Annotated in this window: 13 protein-coding genes and 3 pseudogenes; 8 read left to right on the forward strand and 8 right to left on the reverse strand. The window is 60.4% G+C overall.

Going from position 1 to position 17,348, the window contains the following annotated elements; genetic code table 11:
• Positions 1 to 21: 21 nt before the first annotated feature.
• Both QYR03_RS06255 and eccCb read right to left on the reverse strand, forming a co-directional pair.
• The gene (locus QYR03_RS06255) at positions 22 to 999 is read right to left on the reverse strand and encodes a type VII secretion-associated protein (protein WP_259850006.1); all 978 of its coding nucleotides are present in this window, start codon (positions 997 to 999) and stop codon (positions 22 to 24) included.
• Positions 996 to 3,356 (reverse strand): annotated as a pseudogene (gene eccCb / locus QYR03_RS06260) (type VII secretion protein EccCb); the annotation flags it as partial. The pseudogene eccCb and the gene QYR03_RS06255, both read right to left, overlap by 4 nt.
• A gap of 766 nt (positions 3,357 to 4,122) precedes the next feature.
• On the opposite strand from eccCb, the gene QYR03_RS06265 reads away from it, so the two are divergent.
• Complete coding sequence (locus tag QYR03_RS06265) at positions 4,123 to 4,431, forward strand: helix-turn-helix domain-containing protein (RefSeq protein WP_301713392.1); 309 nt, start codon at positions 4,123 to 4,125, stop codon at positions 4,429 to 4,431.
• A gap of 145 nt (positions 4,432 to 4,576) precedes the next feature.
• Complete coding sequence (locus tag QYR03_RS06270; protein WP_301713395.1) at positions 4,577 to 4,807, forward strand: hypothetical protein; 231 nt, start codon at positions 4,577 to 4,579, stop codon at positions 4,805 to 4,807.
• Here QYR03_RS06270 and QYR03_RS06275 read toward each other — a convergent pair.
• A protein-coding gene (locus QYR03_RS06275) for an IS3 family transposase (protein WP_301978463.1) occupies positions 4,786 to 6,014 on the reverse strand; the annotation gives its coding sequence in 2 pieces (ribosomal slippage) (positions 4,786 to 5,741 and positions 5,741 to 6,014; 1,230 coding nt in all). The genes QYR03_RS06270 and QYR03_RS06275 overlap by 22 nt on opposite strands.
• A gap of 82 nt (positions 6,015 to 6,096) precedes the next feature.
• Here QYR03_RS06275 and QYR03_RS06280 point away from each other — a divergent pair.
• The 4 genes and pseudogenes from QYR03_RS06280 to QYR03_RS06295 all read left to right on the forward strand — a co-directional run.
• Positions 6,097 to 7,068: pseudogene (locus QYR03_RS06280) on the forward strand (IS256-like element IS3503 family transposase); the annotation flags it as partial.
• A gap of 402 nt (positions 7,069 to 7,470) precedes the next feature.
• Positions 7,471 to 8,589: an iron ABC transporter permease gene (locus QYR03_RS06285; RefSeq protein WP_019176088.1), complete on the forward strand. Its 1,119-nt coding sequence runs from the start codon at positions 7,471 to 7,473 to the stop codon at positions 8,587 to 8,589.
• Positions 8,589 to 9,683, forward strand: coding sequence for an iron chelate uptake ABC transporter family permease subunit (locus QYR03_RS06290; RefSeq protein WP_005325330.1), 1,095 nt, complete (start codon positions 8,589 to 8,591; stop codon positions 9,681 to 9,683). The genes QYR03_RS06285 and QYR03_RS06290 overlap by 1 nt, the downstream gene beginning before the upstream one ends.
• 50 nt (positions 9,684 to 9,733) lie before the next feature.
• Positions 9,734 to 10,516 carry an ABC transporter ATP-binding protein gene (locus QYR03_RS06295; RefSeq protein WP_019176090.1) on the forward strand — a complete coding sequence of 261 codons (783 nt, stop codon included), beginning with the start codon at positions 9,734 to 9,736 and terminating at the stop codon, positions 10,514 to 10,516.
• Between the two features lie 10 nt (positions 10,517 to 10,526).
• On the opposite strand, the gene QYR03_RS06300 is transcribed toward QYR03_RS06295, so the two are convergent.
• The 3 genes and pseudogenes from QYR03_RS06300 to rplE form a co-directional block, all read right to left on the reverse strand.
• Positions 10,527 to 11,165, reverse strand: coding sequence for a DedA family protein (locus QYR03_RS06300; protein ID WP_005325329.1), 639 nt, complete (start codon positions 11,163 to 11,165; stop codon positions 10,527 to 10,529).
• 179 nt (positions 11,166 to 11,344) lie between these two features.
• Positions 11,345 to 12,542 (reverse strand): annotated as a pseudogene (locus tag QYR03_RS06305) (IS3 family transposase); the annotation flags it as partial.
• Positions 12,543 to 12,800: 258 nt separating this feature from the next.
• Positions 12,801 to 13,391: a 50S ribosomal protein L5 gene (rplE, locus tag QYR03_RS06310; protein WP_096883488.1), complete on the reverse strand. Its 591-nt coding sequence runs from the start codon at positions 13,389 to 13,391 to the stop codon at positions 12,801 to 12,803.
• A 45-nt stretch (positions 13,392 to 13,436) separates the two neighbouring features.
• Between rplE and QYR03_RS06315 the strand changes: the two genes are divergently transcribed.
• A complete protein-coding gene (locus tag QYR03_RS06315; protein ID WP_141750574.1) occupies positions 13,437 to 14,159 on the forward strand; it encodes a siderophore-interacting protein in 723 nt (240 codons plus the stop codon).
• Between the two features lie 97 nt (positions 14,160 to 14,256).
• On the opposite strand, the gene QYR03_RS06320 is transcribed toward QYR03_RS06315, so the two are convergent.
• Together QYR03_RS06320 and QYR03_RS06325 are read right to left on the reverse strand one after the other, a co-directional pair.
• Positions 14,257 to 15,273 carry an iron-siderophore ABC transporter substrate-binding protein gene (locus QYR03_RS06320; protein WP_005291893.1) on the reverse strand — a complete coding sequence of 339 codons (1,017 nt, stop codon included), beginning with the start codon at positions 15,271 to 15,273 and terminating at the stop codon, positions 14,257 to 14,259.
• A gap of 65 nt (positions 15,274 to 15,338) precedes the next feature.
• Positions 15,339 to 16,283, reverse strand: coding sequence for a methionyl-tRNA formyltransferase (locus QYR03_RS06325; RefSeq protein WP_005325328.1), 945 nt, complete (start codon positions 16,281 to 16,283; stop codon positions 15,339 to 15,341).
• A gap of 77 nt (positions 16,284 to 16,360) precedes the next feature.
• On the opposite strand from QYR03_RS06325, the gene QYR03_RS06330 reads away from it, so the two are divergent.
• Positions 16,361 to 17,347, forward strand: coding sequence for an esterase family protein (locus QYR03_RS06330; RefSeq protein ID WP_224784305.1), 987 nt, complete (start codon positions 16,361 to 16,363; stop codon positions 17,345 to 17,347).
• The last annotated feature ends 1 nt before the right edge of the window (position 17,348 follow it).

Raw genomic sequence — 17,348 nt, forward strand, 5'->3', positions numbered from 1 at the left:
GACCGGATTTTTCTTGTTTTTCTACTCGGGCGGGGTGAAGCGGGCGGATTCATTGGCCATGGTGCAGGCGGCCAACTGGACGGTGGTGGGTGCAGTCCGGGTGTGGCAGCCGATGGAGATCTGCACGTCGCGGTCGGTCCATGTCCGCCAGAGGGCGTGCGATCCGTCGGGAAGGTCGTGCTCGTAGGTGACGGAGTTGCCGTCGTCGCCACCGCCGGTGTGGCGCAGCTCCGGGTTGTTCTCGATGTCTTTTTCCACCTGCCGCATGACTGCGTCGGGCGCGACGCCGTAGAGCGGGTCCACCGCGAGTTGCAGCCGGAAGTCCGGGTCGGGGCCGGTTGCGCGCCACATGTCCCCGTCGGGCTCCAGATGGAATCCGGCGGGCAATTCCACGCTCAGTCCGTCCTGCTCAAGGACGACTTTCTGCGGTTCTGGCAGGGAGGGCTGTTCTTCCTCCGAAGGTTCTTCCGCTTCGACGGGAGGCGCCGGAGCGGCTGCCGGGGCTTCTGCTTCTGCTTGCGCCGTAGCCTCCGTGCGCTCTTCCCCGCTGCCCCGCCCTGCCACGAACCAGATGGCGGCGGCGCATAGGAGCACCACGAGCGCGACTGCGCCGATGAGCATGTAGCCGGATCTGCCGAAGCGTTCCGCACGCGGCTCCAGCACGGGGCGGCGCACGGGGATGTCGGCGATTTCCTCCCACTCGCTTGTGGCGGGGTGAGTGTCCGCAGGTTCCTCTACCTCGCCACCGGGCGCTGTCTCGCAGCTCAGCTCCACTTCGTAGTCCCCGAATGCCTCGATGAGCTGTGCGAGCGTGGATTCATCGGCGACCAGGTGGACCGGTGCCCACTGGGGGTCGTCCCCGAGCACGCTGCGGACGTAGGAGACGATGTCGGCGGGTGTCGGCTGGTCGTAGCGGTGCACATTGGCCAGGCCGCTGAAAATGGTGCTCTCGTCGTCGACGGTGACGGTGAGCAGGGCGGCTACATCTGTTGCGGTCATGGGGTCTCCTCCGGGGTTGCGGGTGTGGGGTGGCGGGGAACGTCGATAAGCGGGCTTTCCGCGATGTGGATCGGGCCGAACTGCTCGTTGTCGCGCACGAGAACGCCGCGGCCCGGGCGCAGCGGCATGGGACGGACACCGAAGAGGGCGCCTTCTTCTTTCGTGCCGGACATGAGCACCACATCCGGGAGCTGGTCTTTGAGCGAACTAAGGAAGGGCCCGAGAAGGGCGCGGCCGGTGCCGCCGAATTTGCGGGCCGCGATGATGTGCAGGCCGATGTCGTGCGCGTGCGGGATGAGCGGCAGCAATGGGCGCAGGTTGTCCTCGCCGACGAGCTCGAGGTCGTCGATGACGACGTAGATGTCCGGGCCCTGCCACCAGTTGCGCGCGGCGAGCTGCTCGGCGGTGGTGTCGGGTCCGGGGAGACGGGCGGTGAGCGTCGTCGCGGTGTCCGCGAGCGCCGCCTTCGCAGCGTCCGTGGAACCGCCGTACGCCGCCACCATCGGGTGGTCCGCGCACCTGAGGTGGGCGCGGCGCGGATCGATGACGACCATGCGGCTCTGTTCCCGTGGCATGCGCGCCAGCGTCGCGACCACAGTGTTGACCAGCGTCGACTTGCCGGAACCGGAAGCCCCCACCGCGAGGAGATGCTGGCGGTCGAGGGTGATCGGCTCCACGTCGCGGCCGCCGATGCCGAGCACGATGCGCCCGCGCCGCGCCTCCGGAACCACGGCGGCGAGCTCGTCCACCGCCACACGTTCCGGCAGGACCTTCAGCCGCGGCACCGGTGTCTGCCCCGCCGCCTGCGCCGCGATGTGCGCGATGTCTTCCTTCGCCGTCGCGGCGATGAGCATGCTCTTCCCGCCGGCGGTGATGCCGCGGCCCGGCGCGGCGGGCAGCTTCTCCTGCAGTTTCCGGTCCAGCAGTGAATCCATAGGTTCCGTCAGCTTCAGCTCCAGGCGTGTGCCAATGAGATCGCGCACATTCGGCCGGATCGCGTTCCACCGCTGCGTGGTCACCACCATGTGCACACCGGCGGCGGGCCCCTCCGCCGCGATCGTGGCCAGCGCATCCTTCACGTCCTCGAGCTTCGAGTCGTTCGCGACGAGCGAGTGCCAGCCGTCCACGACCAGCACGGTCCGCGCGGGGAACGCACGGCGCTTATCGACGATCCCCAGCACCTCATCCACCACCCTTCTCACCTTCTCCCCGTCCGTGCGCGCAGCCACGCCCGCCACATGGGGCAGGGACTCCAGCACCTCCGAGTCCCCGCCGCCAGCGTCGATGACATAAAAGCCGAGCTGGTCCGTGGTGTGCGTCGCCGCGAGCGAGGAAATGATGGTGCGCACCGCCATCGACTTGCCTGTCTGCGGGCCGCCAGCCAGGGCCACATGGCCGCCGGAGACACCCAGGTCGACGAGGAGGGGGTGCTGGCGCTGGTGGTAGGGGTCGTCGATAAGCCCGATGCTCGCCTTGATCTCTCCTGCGTCTTCGCACACGGCGGGCAGGTCCACGCGCGGCGGCAACGGCGGGAGCCACACGGTGTGCGCTTTCTGGCCGCGCGCCGCCGCCGTCGTCTTGGCTGCGGCGACGACTTCCGCGAGCAGCGTCGTCGACGGGTCCGGCACGGCCGCGGCTGATGGTGCGTCGATGACATCCCAGCCTTTGAAGAGGCGGACCTGCGGCGCGTGGCGCGGTGACTGCGCCTCGGCCGGACGCATGAGCGGCCCCGAGACATACGACGCTTTGAACCGCGTGAGCTGCGTCGATGCCGCCTTGATATAGCCCGCCCCCGGATCCGCCGGTAGCTCGTACGCGTCCGGGACACCGAGAACCTGGCGTGATTCCGCGGCCGAGAATGTCCGCAGGCCGATGCGGTACGACAGGTGCGAATCCAAACCGCGCAGCTTCCCCTCCTCCAGGCGCTGCGAGGCGAGCAGGAGGTGCACCCCCAGAGACCTTCCCAGCCTGCCGACCGCGACGAAGAGGTCCGCGAAATTCGGGTGCTGGCCGAGCAGCTCGGAAAACTCGTCGACCACGATGAGCAGCGACGGCAGCGGATCCAAGTCCGGGCGGGTGCTGGAGCGGGCATCGTTGTAGTCGGTGATGTTGGCGAAATTCCCGGCTGCGCGCAGCAGCTCCTGGCGGCGGTTCATCTCGCCGGAGATCGCGTCAAACATGCGCTCCACCAGGAACGCCTCGTCCTCCAGGTTGGTGATCACCGCCGACGTGTGCGGCAGGCCCTCGCACCCGAGGAAGGTCGCGCCACCTTTGAAATCCACGAGCACCAGGTTGAGCTCGTCCGGCGAGTGCGTGGCGGCGAGCGCAGCGACGAGCGTTCTCAACAGCTCCGACTTAAACGAACATGGGTTGTGGGTACCATCCATCCAACGCAGTTACCGTACGACAGCGATAACTACTGTGCGCGGCAAGCATATGAGGGAAGTAGAACGGTTGCGAGGTAAGTAGCTAATTACCACTGTGTGCGGCAAACAGGGGGTATTCGCCGAACGGCCTCTCCACAGTTCTGAACCTAAGGCACTGATAAAAGTAGAAAAAAATGAAAGGTTGGTATATACCCATTAATCATTTTTTTCCATTATTTTTCAATAGGGCGGCACCCTGATCCAGCGGGCGACCTTTTGCAAACTACCTATTTGGCGCACAGGCTGCTCATTGCCATTTGAGGTACGGATGTATTGACACTCACCGTATGGTTACCGCACACAGACTGCAGGACTGCGTTGAACCGCGTTGTGAATTGTTAGTTACAAAAGGTATTGTGCGGGTCGCGTTACTGCTGTAAGATGTACAGCAGATTGCACGTGGTGACGTTCCATACTTTCTGGTCTTGCTAGCCACGGACAAGGGATAACTCCGAGGATATGACGTAAAAAGATAGCATCTCGACCGAGATAAGCACGGTTCCTCCAACGAGATTGACCGGCTGGTAACGGCATTACCGGCCACAAAAGCGGTCAGGTACAGAGTTAGCGCTCTGGTAAAGCAATGGATCGGCTGACCACCGTTCTAGCGAGTTATGCACGGCTCTCCACGCCGCCTGAATATAGCCGGAAAAGCACCCCGCTCCGGGTAGTTAACACTGCTCAGGAGCGTTTTATTATGTCTGCACAAGACACCGCTACCCCGACTATTGAACGTCGCTTCTACTCTCTGCAAGAACTCAACGAACTTGGCCTCGGCTCGGAGTCTCTACTGCGTAAGGCCATTAAAGAAGGCCGACTTGCCGTTCACCGTTTCGGTTCTGCCTACCGCGTCAGCCAGGAAGATCTCGACCTCTATCTCGATGCTGCGCGTGTGCCGTCGCCACATATGTTTGACAACTTTGTTGATGCTGTCGTTGATGCTGCACCGAAGCTCAGCGATGAGCAGCGTCAGCAGCTCGTGACAGTGCTCGGAGGTGCGGGTTAAGTAAAGAAAAGTGTGTCCGCATGCCACCATAACCCCAGACCACACACCACAAATCACCAAAGAATAGCTCCCCGAAAGCTATTACCCACACCATCCCGCACCTCCGGCCACATTTGTGCTAACCGCACACCGGTTGGATTAAAGGATGACCACCAACCGCCCCAGCTGCCCACTATGCGGCAACAACACAAAGAAAAACGGCACCACCAGCAAATCAACCACCCGTTGGCGCTGCACCCACTGCGGACACTCCTTTACCCGCAACACCCAAACCCACAACAAAAACACCGCCACCATGGCTTTGTTCATCCAATGGGCCACCGGCACCCTGAAGCGTCCTGGTTTTCGTTCCGCTTATTTAACGCCCAACGTTTGAGCGCCTGATCGTTGATAGTAAGCGTCCTCCATCTCCTGTGGAGTGATATATCCTAGGGATTGATGAAGTCGCTGGTTGTTCCACCAGTGCACCCAGCGAAGGGTGGCAATCTCGACTTCACCGACCGATGCCCACGGCCGGTGGGGATAAATCAGCTCTGTTTTGTAGAGCCCGTTGACCGTTTCAGCCAACGCGTTGTCATAGGAGTCGCCAACGGTGCCGACAGACGGATCGATACCGGCCTGGGCGAGCGCTTCACCGTAACGGATCGACACATACTGCGAGCCGCGGTCACTGTGGTGGACAAGCCCTTCTGAGCGAAGATCACCAGCGTGATACAGGGCGTGCTCAAAGGCCTCCAGCGGCAGTTCATCGGTACGCATGCTCGCCCGGGTCGCGACACCGACGATCTTTCTGGAGTACACATCGGTGATAAACGCGGTGTAGGCAAAACCAGACAAGGTGCGTACATAGGTAATGTCAGCGACCCACAACCGGTGCGGTGCGGGGGCAGTGAAATCACGGTTGACCAGGTCAGGGCGGCAATCTGGCACGTTGGCCCGAAGCGTTGTCATCGGTGTGCGGCCACGCCTGCGGCCGTAAATGCCAGCTTGCTTCATCAAACGCGCGGTCTGATCACGACCGATGTTCCAGCCGGCGCGCTGCATGGCCTTCCACATCTTGCGGATCCCGTAGACGCTGAAGTTGTCCTCGTAGACCCTCACCAATTCAGGAATAAGCAGCGCATCTGACAAACTTCTCGCCGACGGTGCTCGTGTTTTCGCTGCTCGGTAACCGCGAGAGGTGATGAACCCACATTCTGTCTCTTTCAATGTGCGACAGATAGCCTCGACCCCGAAGCGATCGCGATACGCATCGATGTATTCGATCATCTTCTGGTGGGACGGTCGAGTTCCGCCGCGAAAAAAGCTGACGCGGTTTTCAAGATCTCATTAGCCCTGCGTAGCTCCTTAATCTCTTTCCGCAGCCGCTTCAGTTCGTCAGCCGTTGACTCGCCGGCGCCAATCTCAACATCGGATGAGACCATATTCGGCTTCAGCCAATCGTTGAGCGTGTGCGCTGGAATGCCGAGCTTTTCACCGATCTCTACGGCTGCACCCCATTTCGAACACCCTTCGAGCTCAACGAGGTCCTCAGCCAAACGCACTGCCTTGGCCTTGAACTCGTCACTGTACTTCCTTGGCATGATTCCAATCCTTCTCTAGAAATGATCGGAACTAAACCCAGGACACTTCACCCAATCTCTAACCACCTTCGCCGCACACCATGGCGTAACCAGGCAAACCATGCACCACCGATTCCGATGGTGCTGGTGGATCATCCCCACACCCACCATCGACCCATTCCGCATCCATGACCAAATCTTCCTCGACGCGACCTATCTAAAGTCCGGATGCCTCCTGATCGCAGCCAGTAAAACCCACGTCATCAACTGGACCTGGGCCAGACACGAAACCACCGCCGCCTACACCGAACTCCTACGCCCCATTGCCGCACCACTAATCGCAGTCACAGACGGCGGACAAGGTGCCCAATCAGCCATCCACCACTGCTGGCCAACAACACGCATCCAACGCTGCCTCGTCCACGCCCAACGAACAGTCCGCCGCCACACCACCAGCAACCCCCGCACCGATGCCGGCAAAACCCTCTACCGCCTAGCCCTGAAACTCACTCGCATCACCGACCTTGACCAAGCATCCACATGGGTCGCCCACCTGCACGAATTCGACCACACCTACCGGGAATGGATGAACGAGAAAACCACCACCAAAGACCCCGTTACCGGCGCCTACACCAAGGTCTACACCCACCAACGCGTCCGAGCGGCCTATCAATCATTGCTATCTCTGCACCGCAGAGACCTGCTGTTTACCTACCTGCAACCCCCACCAACAACCATCGACCCCGACAACCTTGCAGCAACAACAAACAGCCTCGAAGGTGGCATCAACGCCCCCATAAAAGAACTAGCCCGCAGACACCGCGGACTATCACTACCGCATCAACGCACAGTGATGGATTGGTGGCTGTATCTACATACAGAAGTCCCTGACGATCCGGTCAAGATCGCCAGGGACCAACGATGGGGTCAAGACGCACTTTCCACAGCAACAGACCTGATCACCCACAACACCACAGCCACTACCAATGACATCGGTGCACCAGCAGAATACGACACCGCCATCGACACCAGCTACCAACACAACCTCGGCATCCAAAAAGGCTGGATCAAATAACCGCAACACGCCCGGAAAAGACACACTTTTCTTTACTTAACCCACAAAGTGGATGTACAGTTTTTCTCCCTTGTAGCGGGAGACTCTTTCCGCAGGTCATGTGGCATTCCCGGGATTTTGACGCGATGGCGTCGAAAAAAGAACATGGGGGTACCTACCTACGGCAAGACCTGACCAGCCTAGCAACCAGCTAAAACATGTCCAAATCCCTGCTCACAAGCTTGGAGCTGAGGTGTAGGGTCGGCGCCACTCAGAGCCGATCCCGCCAGCCATATCCATGACTCACACACTCACCTGCACAGCTCCACAATCCCTCCTTGTAGGACTTTGATTAGGCTTACCTTGTTCATATAAGCTTGCTCACGTTAAGATCATGGACTTTCACGCGTCAAGGAGGGATGCATGGCTATCTCTACCCCGCATGCGCAATCCCCTTCTCAATCACACCTGGGGTCTCGCGCGGACGCTACTGCGGACGCTTCTGCCAGCGCTCCATCAGGTAAAATCCCGCGTCGCCTCGTCGGCCTCGGCGTCCTTTTCCTCCTATTGCTCGCCAGCATCGTTGCCAGCATCGTGTTTGGATCACGGCAGATCCCTTTTGGAGAAGTGTCCGCCGTGTTCCGCGATCTCGGCACGGCGTTCGGCCACGCGGAGGGGCTGAATGTGGATCAGCGCGTGATCGTCGAGCTCCGCATTCCCCGCACCCTGTTGGGCCTAGTCGCCGGTGCTGCCCTTGGCGCCTCCGGTGCATTGATCCAAGGGCACACGCGCAACCCTCTCGCGGACACGGGCATTCTCGGCATCAACTACGGTGCGTCCCTGGCCGTGGTTGCCAGCTTCTCCTTGCTGGGTGTGACGCCCGTGTGGGCTACCAGCATGTGGGCGTTCGGTGGGGCCATCGCTGCTACTGCGTTGGTGTTTAGTTTGGCGTCCATAGGAGGAGGACAGGCCAATCCAATGACGCTGGTCCTCGGCGGCGCGGCTTTGTCCGCGGTCCTCAGCGCCATCATCAGCGGTTTTATCCTCACTGACGATGCCAATCTGGATCGCATGCGCTTCTGGACCGTCGGCTCCATCGCGGGCCGGGATCTCACCGTGTTCTACGGCGTGCTGCCGTTTATCCTGGTGGGCCTCCTGCTGGCGTTCATCACGGCACCGCAGCTAAACCTCCTGAATCTGGGCGATGACATCGCCTCCGGACTGGGCATCAACACCCAGCGCGCCCGCCTGATTGGCATGGCTCTGATCGCACTGCTGGCCGGTGCCGCGACAGCTGCCGCCGGCCCCATCACCTTCATCGGCCTGGTGGTCCCGCACCTCGTGCGCGCCATCACGGGCCCTGATTACCGCTGGATCCTCCCTTACTCTGCCCTGACGGGTGCGGTGATGATGCTGTTCGCAGACGTGGTGGGCCGTCTGATCGCTCGTCCGGGCGAGTTGCAAGTAGGCATCATCCTCGCGTTCGTGGGCGCGCCGTTCTTCATCGCCCTTATTTATCGACGCCGGGTGGTGGCCATTTAATGAGTTCCCTCCTTGCCCGCCCTACCTCTTCCACTATCCCTGGGCGCCCGCCATTCCGCGTGGGCTCATTTTCTGTGGTCTGGCGCCCTCGCGCGTTGACGGTGTCTCTATTGCTGCTCGTGGCGATCGTCTTGCTAGCGGCGGTCTCCATCGGCCTGGGTGACTATCCTGTGTCCCCGGCTCGTGTGCTGGAGGTGCTGTTCACCGGCCAGGGCACCCGCATTGAGCGTCTGGTGGTTTTGGATTGGCGCATGCCTCGTGCGCTGACGGCCATTCTGGTGGGCTGTGCGCTGGGATTATCCGGAGCCCTCACTCAGTCCGTGACTCGCAATGCGCTGGCCAGCCCGGATATCTTGGGCTTCACTACGGGCGCGTCCGCGGCCGCGGTCACCGTCATCACTCTGGGTGGTGGCGCTGGTGGTTTCCTCGGCTGGCTCAGCAGCATCGGCATTCCCTTGGCCGCGGTGCTTGGTGCGGCTGTCACCGCAACGGTGATGTGGGCTCTGGCGTGGAGGAGATCGACTGATTCCTTCCGGCTAGTGCTGTTCGGCATCATCATCTCTGCTCTGTTGACCTCGTATATCAACTTCCTGATGATCCGCACGGAGTTGCGCGATGCCGCGGCCGCGCAGTTCTGGCTTACTGGCTCCCTGAGCACTGCGGACTGGTCCAAGATGTGGCCCATCGCCATTGTTGTGTTGGTGTTTACACCGCTGCTGGCCTGGATTGGTCACCAACTTTTAGCCACCTTGCTGGGCTCGGATACTGCACGGGCTTTGGGACAAAACGTCCAGGGTGTGCAGGTGCTTCTGCTCGCCGCTGCCGTGGCTTTGGCAGCAGTGGCGGTCTCGGCCGCTGGCCCCATCGGGTTCGTCGCCTTCGTGGCCCCACAGGTGGCGCTGCGCTTGTGCAACTGCTCTGCACCACCGCTTCTGGCCTCTGCGCTGACCGGCGCTGCGCTACTCCTGCTGGCAGATATCAGCACCCAAACTCTTCTGCCCGTAGAGCTGCCGGTGGGCATTCTCACCTCGGCAATCGGCGGTGCGTTCCTTATTTATTTGCTGGTCCAACGGAATAGGTCAACCACGGCATGAGAAAAGATCCCACCCTGGAAGTTAGCAGTGCCGCGAACAAAGAAGGACACATGACTCAGAAGCACAGCATGAGCGCACGCGGCCTCGCCGTGGGCTACGGCGACCGGACGGTCATCGAAGGCTTGGACGTGGACTTTCCTCGCGGGCAGATCACCACAATCATCGGCCCCAATGGCTGCGGCAAATCCACGTTGTTGCGAGCCATGTCTCGTCTCCTTCCGGCGAATGAGGGCGAAGTGCTGTTAGACGGCGCCGATATCTCATCCATCAGGCGCAAGGACCTCGCACGGACCATCAGCGTGCTGCCACAAACCCCTACCGCCCCGGAGGGACTCAACGTGGCTGATCTCGTCTCGCGCGGTCGGCACCCACACCAATCGTGGATCCGTCAGTGGTCGTCCACGGACGAAGCCGAGGTGCACAAGGCGCTGGAAATGACTGGCTCGATGGGGCTGGCGGAGCGCACCCTGGATTCTCTGTCCGGAGGGCAGCGGCAGCGTGTGTGGATCTCCATGGTTCTTGCGCAGAACACGGACATCCTGTTCCTGGACGAGCCCACCACCTACCTGGATCTGGCCACGTCGGTAGAGATTTTGGAGCTGGTGCAGCGTCTACGCCGAGAGCTGGATCGGACTGTGGTGATGGTGCTGCACGATCTCAACTTGGCTGTACGCTACAGCGATAATCTCGTGGTGATGAAGGATGGACAGGTCCTCGCCACCGGGCGTCCCAGCGAGGTCATTACCCCAGAGCTACTGCTCGAGGCGTTTGCCCTCAACGCGCTAGTCATCGAGGATCCTGTCACCGGCGGTCCGCTGATCGTCCCCAAGTGACGATCAGGGCTTAGTCCTCCATCAGCTCCTGGGCGGGAGTCTTCTTGGACTTCCGCCAGTTGATCATCGCGGAAATCACCACCGGAGTCACAGACACCAGCACGATGACGATGGCGATCATGTCGATGCGATCCGCAATGCCCGGGATATCCCCCAGCAGCACGCCAATGCCGACCATGCTGACAATCCACAGCACTGCACCCGTGACGTTCCATCCCACGAACTTCTTGTACGGCATCTCCGCGGTACCAGCGGCCACGGGAATGTAGGTACGCACGATCGGGATGAAGCGCCCCAGTACCAGAGCCAACGGCCCGTACTTCAGGAAGAAAGCCTCGGCTTGTTCGAGGTGCTCGGTTATGAGGATCTTGGCGTCGGGCTTAAACAACTTGCGGCCAAAGCGGTGGCCGAGCCAGAAACCTACCTGGTCGCCCAAGAACGCCGCGACGATGGCCACGCCCACCAGAATCGGAACGTTCAAGCCCAGCTGATCGCGCAAGATTGCCGCGGTGACCAGCATGGAATCGCCGGGGAGGAACGGGAAGAGCACGCCGGATTCAATAAAGATAATCAGCGCAATGCCGCCGAGCGCCCAGCCGCCAAAGTTCTGGAGCAGGGTGGTGGCGTCCATGAGGTCGCTTAAGTGCACAGGGAATCCCTTCTAGAAAACAACTGGTCTATTCTTACCCCGGTTTCTGACCGGAATACAGGCAGGCGTGCCCGATTGCGCCTGGTTCATAGATAGTCAGCATGAAACGCAGGCATTGCACAGAAAAACCCGCACCAACTTCAACTGAACTGGCCCCCGAAAGTTGGACTGGTTTAACTCTAGGCGGTTAGGGCTTCAAGGGTCTGATTTCGATATTGCATCGGGGTCAGGCCCTTGAGTCGTTGTTGGATGCGTTCGGTGTTGTACCACTGGATGTACTCGTCGATCGCCTGGTTGAACTCTGCGACGGTGTCGAAGATTTCTCCGTGGTACATCTCGGCTTTCAAGTGCCCGAAGAAATTCTCCATGACCGCGTTGTCGTAACAGTTGGCTTTACGCGACATCGACTGAACACCACCGTTATCGCCGATCAGGTCACGCCAGGAGGCATGCTGGTACTGAAAGCCTTGATCGGTGTGCATCATCCACCCGGGTTCAGGTGCACAATTTACGATTGCGTTGGTCAAAGAAGCGGCGGTAAATGCTGTCGACGGCGATGTAGCCACGCTGTGGGCAACGATTGAGCGGTCGAACAGATCCATCACCGGGGACAGATATACCTTGCTGCCTGCGACCCTGAACTCGGTGACGTCGCTGACAAAGAAGGTGTTGGGCTTGTCCGGAGTGAACTTGCGGTCAAGTTTGTTGTCAGCGATGTGGCTGATCGTCCCAGCGTAGGAAACATAGGGCCTGCGCTGGCGGACCTTGGCTCGAAGTCCCATCTCGCGCATGAGCTTGAAGACAAGTTTGTGGTTGACCACCCAGCCCTGGTTGCGCAGGTCCAGCAGCACCCGCCGGTAACCGTAGCGATGCTTATTACGCTCGAAACTTTCCCGGATTGCTTGCTTCAGCGCAGCGTGCTTATCCGGCTCGCGCAGGCGTTTCTGGTGGTAGAAGAACGTCGACCGTGGCATACCCGCCGCATCCAAGAGGTACTCCAAGCGGTGGTGCGACTTGAGGATGACAATCGCCTGAACTTTCAGGCGCGTCCCTGGTTCCTCAAGTCCCGCAATTTTTTTAAGTAGGCGTTTTCCGCTTCCAACCGTGCGATCTGGCGACGCAGCTTCTCTTCCTCCGAGAGCGGCTTCGGTGCGACCGAGCCTTTGGGCCTACCCTTCGGCTTCGGTTTTAGCGCCTCATCGCCACCTTTACGCCATTTCCACGACCACCCTTTAACTAGCTGGTCTGATGACAGGCCAAACTCACGCGCAAGATCCATCGCCGTCTCACCGGCAAGGTGGCGTTGGACAACTTCCTTCTTGATTTCGAACGAATACTGCTGCTTAGTCGGTTTCTCCACAAGACATAGCCTGCCATGCAGCGTAAACCGACGATAGAGCATACGGGCGGCGTATCTGGAGACACCAAGAGCAATGGCAGCGGCTCTATAGCCCATGCCTTGCTCAAATAGTTCAACCAACTGCTCGCGCTGATGCTCACTCAGCGAACTTCGTGCTCTCAACGAAAACTACTCCCCACTAGTCGATAACTGATTTCTCAGTCCAACTAATGGGGAGCAGTTCAAACAAAGAAGTGTGCGGGTTTTCTAAGCCAAGTCGCCGAGAGGCCCGGCGTTCAAACAGAAGCGGGAATTACTCGCCGGAGTCCCTGCTTGGACTTGAATGGGAAGCCCAGCTCGCGGAGCAGGGCGCGTCCCTCATCATCGTTGGTCGCAGTGGTGACCACGGTGATGTTCATACCGCGTGGACGGTCAATCTTGTCTACGTCGATTTCGTAGAACATGGACTGCTCGTTCAGGCCGAAGGTGTAGTTACCGTGGCCGTCGAACTGCTGGTCAGACAGGCCGCGGAAGTCACGAATACGTGGCAGCGCGACGGTCAGCAGACGGTCCAGGAACTCCCACTTGCGGTCGCCGCGCAGGGTAACGCGAGCGCCGATGGGCATGCCTTCGCGGAGCTTGAAGTTAGCGATAGCCTTCTTCGCAACGCGGATCTGTGGCTTCTGACCGGTGATCAGGGTGAGATCTTCGATCGCACCATTGATCAGCTTGGAATCGCGAGCAGCGTCGCCGACACCCATGTTGACGACCACCTTGGTGACGCCTGGGATCTGCATGACGTTGTCGTAGTTGAACTCAGAGTTCAGCTTCTCGCGGATTTCTGCACGGTACTCGGACTTGAGGCGTGGAGTGTAGTTTTCGCTCATCGTTAGATGTCCTTCCCGGGTCCGGATGAGTTTTTCGGTCTACTGATGCCGCCACCGAATCAGCCCTTTAGTTCTCCGGAGGACTTCGCCGCCACACCCATCGAGGGCCTGAACATACGGGCTGCCGTGGCAGCAATGCCTCCCGAAGTGCGGCCCAACCTGCGGTGGTACACCGTGCGCCACCTCGACAAAGCCCGCGGCTTGCTGGCGTTTGACGTCGCTACGCACGGGGTGTCTGCGGAAGATGTCCACTCCACCTCCGGCCCAGGGCTCTCGTGGTGTTTGTCCGCACAGCCGGGCGACCCTGCTGGCTTGTGGACTTGCCAAGGCCTGTGGCATCGCGAGCACCGCACACAACTACTGGTGGCAGATCCCACCTCCCTGCCTTCCATGCGCGCGATCCTAGAGTACCTCGCCACGCTCTATCCCGAACAGCTCGCTTCCACGCACGTCATCGCGGTCACCAGTACCGATTCCGATTCAGAGCCCCACCTGGAAGATTGGCGCAACCGTCTAAGCAGCCTCACCCGGATCTCCGCACCTTCTGACGGTTATGCGCAGGCCATCGCCGAGCATCTCGCCAACATTGACGTTGAGTCCTCGCGCAATCGACAGCACAAGCCCCACCCAGACGTGGACTATGTGTGGGTCGCCGGGGAGGGGGATTTCTGCAAGGTGGTGCGCTCCCACGCCATCAAGACTTGGCAGCTCAACAAGGACAACATCCTGTGGTGCCCTTATTGGTTCGTCGGCAAGGCTCGCCCCTAGCGTGCATCCGTTATCCCCGTGAGTGCCCGTCCCCTAGCCAGCAACAGCAAAACCGCCCCAGCACGTTCATGCGGGGCGGTTCGGCGGTTGATTCAGACTACTTCGTGGCGTCTGCCAACGGCTGCTCGATCTTGTCCAGCAGGTAGTTCAGGCTCAGCACGGTCTGCCATCCGAAGGCCTTTTCCAGGTCGCCTTCCAGGTAGACACTGTGTCCGTCCTTCACGGCGGGCAGCTTGCCCACGATCGGATCCTCGGTCACAGAAGCCTTGCTCTGCTTCGGAGAGTAAGACAGTTGATCCCACACCAGCACGTCAGAGTTGATCTGGTCTGCGTTTTCCTTGGAGACCTCACCGTAGAACTTGTCCTTGGTGATGCCCGCGTAGGCCGGGTTGATCTTGAATCCCAGCTCGGTGAAGAAGCGGCTACGCGGATCGCCCTCGGCAAAGACAGCCAGGCTCTCGTCGGAGACAGTGGCCACGCCGAGTTCCTTTTCGGCCCATTCTGGGTGGCGGCCCTTGAGCTCTGCGAACTTCTCCTTGACCTGCTCCACCTGGCGCTTTGCCTCTTCAGGCTTGCCCACGGCCTGCCCGATCTCTTCCGTGGTCACGTCCCATGGTTGCTGTAGTTCTTCGTATTCGCCCTTTTGTACGACGACAGGGGCGATCTCAGACAGCTTCTTGTACGTGTCTTCATCGATGTCCGAGTACACGGCCACGATGAGGTCTGGATTGTCCTTGGCGATGGCTTCCGCGTTGACTTCTGTGTCCTTGTCGATCCGAGGAGTGTCGCCCTCGATCTTGTCATTGGACCAGTTGCCCGCAGCCTGACCATCCGGGGTCATTCCGTCCCAGTACTTCACGGAGACAGGAGTAACTCCCAGCGCCAGCAGTGCGTCCTGATCCGTGTAGCCCAAGGAGACCACGCGCTGCGGGGCTTCCTTGATTTCGGTGGAGCCGTAGCGGTGCTCGATGGTGGTGGGGAATGCGCCCTGCTCGGCGTTGACTGCCTGGGAGTCCCCGGAATTTCCGGACTGGTCATCAGTCGAGCAAGCGGTCAGTGCCGCGCCCAAGGTCAGCACAGCAGCGGTGCTAACGAGAATCTTCTTGAGTGTCATTTTTCTCCGTTGTTACTGGTGACGGATTTCCGCGCGAGGCGTGGCCCGTACACAAAAGGGAAAGGTCAAACCTTTGGTTGGATATATCCAGCCCTATGTCCAAAGAATTCGGTGGCGGTCAGTTCCGAGTTGTCGTCGAGACGAACACGATCCAGAACAATCGCCGGCGCCGGCACGTTGGCACGGGGCGATCCACAGACCACCGCGATTCCTCCCTCGTGAGGGATGGTGACTCGGCCGGGGGTTCCGCCGAAGCGGCCCTGCGAGACGTGCGCGGAAAGCACGCGGACGCGCTGGCCTCGGAATTCAAAGTAAGCATTGGGGTACGGGTCGGACTGCGCCCTGACCAGCAAGGCGATATCTTCCGCAGGTTGGGTGAAATCTATGCGAGATTCCTGCTCGCCGCGCTTGTGGAAGTACGTAGCGCGGGTGGGATCTTGAGGTTGCGCAGTGGCGGTGCCTTGGGCGACGTCACTCAATGCGCGTTCCACGAGGGGCTCGATGAGGTCGATGGTCTTGGCCACGAGATCCGTGGTGGTGTCCTGCGGACCCACGGGGATCGCGCGCTGGGCAACGATGGGTCCGCCGTCCAGCACTTCATCCATCTCGTGCACAGTGACGCCCACGTGAGTTTCCCGGTTCAACAGCGCCCACAGGATGGGCGAAAATCCGGCGTACTCGGGCAGGAGACCATCGTGGACATTCAATGCGCCGTGCTTGGCCAGGCTGAAAACCTCGGGAGGAAGCCAGGTTCGCCAATTGTTGGCCACGATGATGTCTGGTGCAGCATCGCGCAACGCCTCAATGACGTCTTGACCCACGCGCTCAGTGACACACACCTGGAGCTCATGTTCGCTGGCGAGCTCCTCAACGGAGTCTGCCCACATTTGCTCATAAGGGTGATCGCTGGCAGGGTGCGTAACTACCAAAACTACTTCATGACCAGCATTGATGACCGCAGACAACGTCCGGTGTCCCCACGACTGATAGCCGAAAACAGCAACTCGCATGCAGGGGATGTTAGCTTAGGTTTACCTATGTAGTCAATGATGAAAGTGGCGCAATTTTCATGCCAGACTCCCCGGACGTGACCACCCTTCACCGAATCTCGGTGCCCGCGGATGCGGAAGCCCTCGTTTTCCCGGACCCCTACCGCTCGAACGTCGAGCTCACCGAATCGATGTCCACCGTCGATGTGCGCATCCCGGCGCACTCAGCAGTGACCTATAGCTTTCAATCCGGCGAGCTGAAATATCCCGATCCACATAACGCACACGGCGCAGGCCCACAGGCGAGCCTATTGAGCGGCGATTCTGTGGACCAGACACTCTGGCCGCCTCGCTCCCCAGAAGTCATCGCGGACTTGCCCGGCGCACGCCTGTCCATCGACCGGAAGGTATTCGGCAGGCGCTGCACCGCGCGCCTCGATGACCGCGGTGCGGATACCACCGTGGTGTTTTTGGATGGCGATGACTGGATCCATCTGCATGACCTCACGGGCGCACTGGACCGGGCAGTCACGGCAGGGCTTATCCCCCAGATCAACCGCGTCTTCCTGCCGGCAGCCAAAGACCGCAGCGAGGAGTACACCTCCCAAACATTCGCCAGCGCACTGGCCACCGAGCTTCCGCCGATCATCAACAGCAGCCACATAGTCCTGGTGGGGCAAAGCTTCGGCGGTCTCTCCGCCCTGCGCGCAGCTCTTACGGCTTCCACCGAAACCACGCCTGCAATCAAAGGAGCCATCGCCCAGTCCCCTGCCGTCTGGTGGTCCGCTGACCGTTCTGCAGAGCTCGCGGACACGCTCTCGGACGGGCCCGCAGGAGGCGACATTGCCGCACAGCTCACTGGCCCCTCACTCGAAAATCCTGCGGCTCACAGTGGCTCCGGTCTGGCACGCATCGTACTGACGTGCGGTGCAGAAGAGCCGCCCATGCAACGACACGTGGATGCAGTGGCCGATGCCCTGACACGCCGCGGCTTTCCCACCACCAATCACCGCACGCCCGGTGGCCACGACCCTGCGATGTGGCGCCACGGGATCATCCCGGCACTCGCCGAATTGCTGGGCTGAA

Source organism: Corynebacterium sp. P4-C1 (assembly GCF_030503595.1).
Taxonomy (GTDB): domain Bacteria; phylum Actinomycetota; class Actinomycetes; order Mycobacteriales; family Mycobacteriaceae; genus Corynebacterium.

Excerpts from the sequence above, each read along its gene's own strand:
- QYR03_RS06290 (WP_005325330.1), top strand. The coding sequence starts at position 8,589 with ATGAGTTCCCTCCTTGCCCGCCCTACCTCTTCCACTATCCCTGGGCGC.
- QYR03_RS06325 (WP_005325328.1), bottom strand. The coding sequence starts at position 16,283 with ATGCGAGTTGCTGTTTTCGGCTATCAGTCGTGGGGACACCGGACGTTG.
- QYR03_RS06285 (WP_019176088.1), top strand. The coding sequence starts at position 7,471 with ATGGCTATCTCTACCCCGCATGCGCAATCCCCTTCTCAATCACACCTG.
- QYR03_RS06320 (WP_005291893.1), bottom strand. The coding sequence starts at position 15,273 with ATGACACTCAAGAAGATTCTCGTTAGCACCGCTGCTGTGCTGACCTTG.
- QYR03_RS06295 (WP_019176090.1), top strand. The coding sequence starts at position 9,734 with ATGACTCAGAAGCACAGCATGAGCGCACGCGGCCTCGCCGTGGGCTAC.
- QYR03_RS06270 (WP_301713395.1), top strand. The coding sequence starts at position 4,577 with ATGACCACCAACCGCCCCAGCTGCCCACTATGCGGCAACAACACAAAG.
- QYR03_RS06265 (WP_301713392.1), top strand. The coding sequence starts at position 4,123 with ATGTCTGCACAAGACACCGCTACCCCGACTATTGAACGTCGCTTCTAC.
- rplE (WP_096883488.1), bottom strand. The coding sequence starts at position 13,391 with ATGAGCGAAAACTACACTCCACGCCTCAAGTCCGAGTACCGTGCAGAA.
- QYR03_RS06315 (WP_141750574.1), top strand. The coding sequence starts at position 13,437 with ATGCCGCCACCGAATCAGCCCTTTAGTTCTCCGGAGGACTTCGCCGCC.
- QYR03_RS06255 (WP_259850006.1), bottom strand. The coding sequence starts at position 999 with ATGACCGCAACAGATGTAGCCGCCCTGCTCACCGTCACCGTCGACGAC.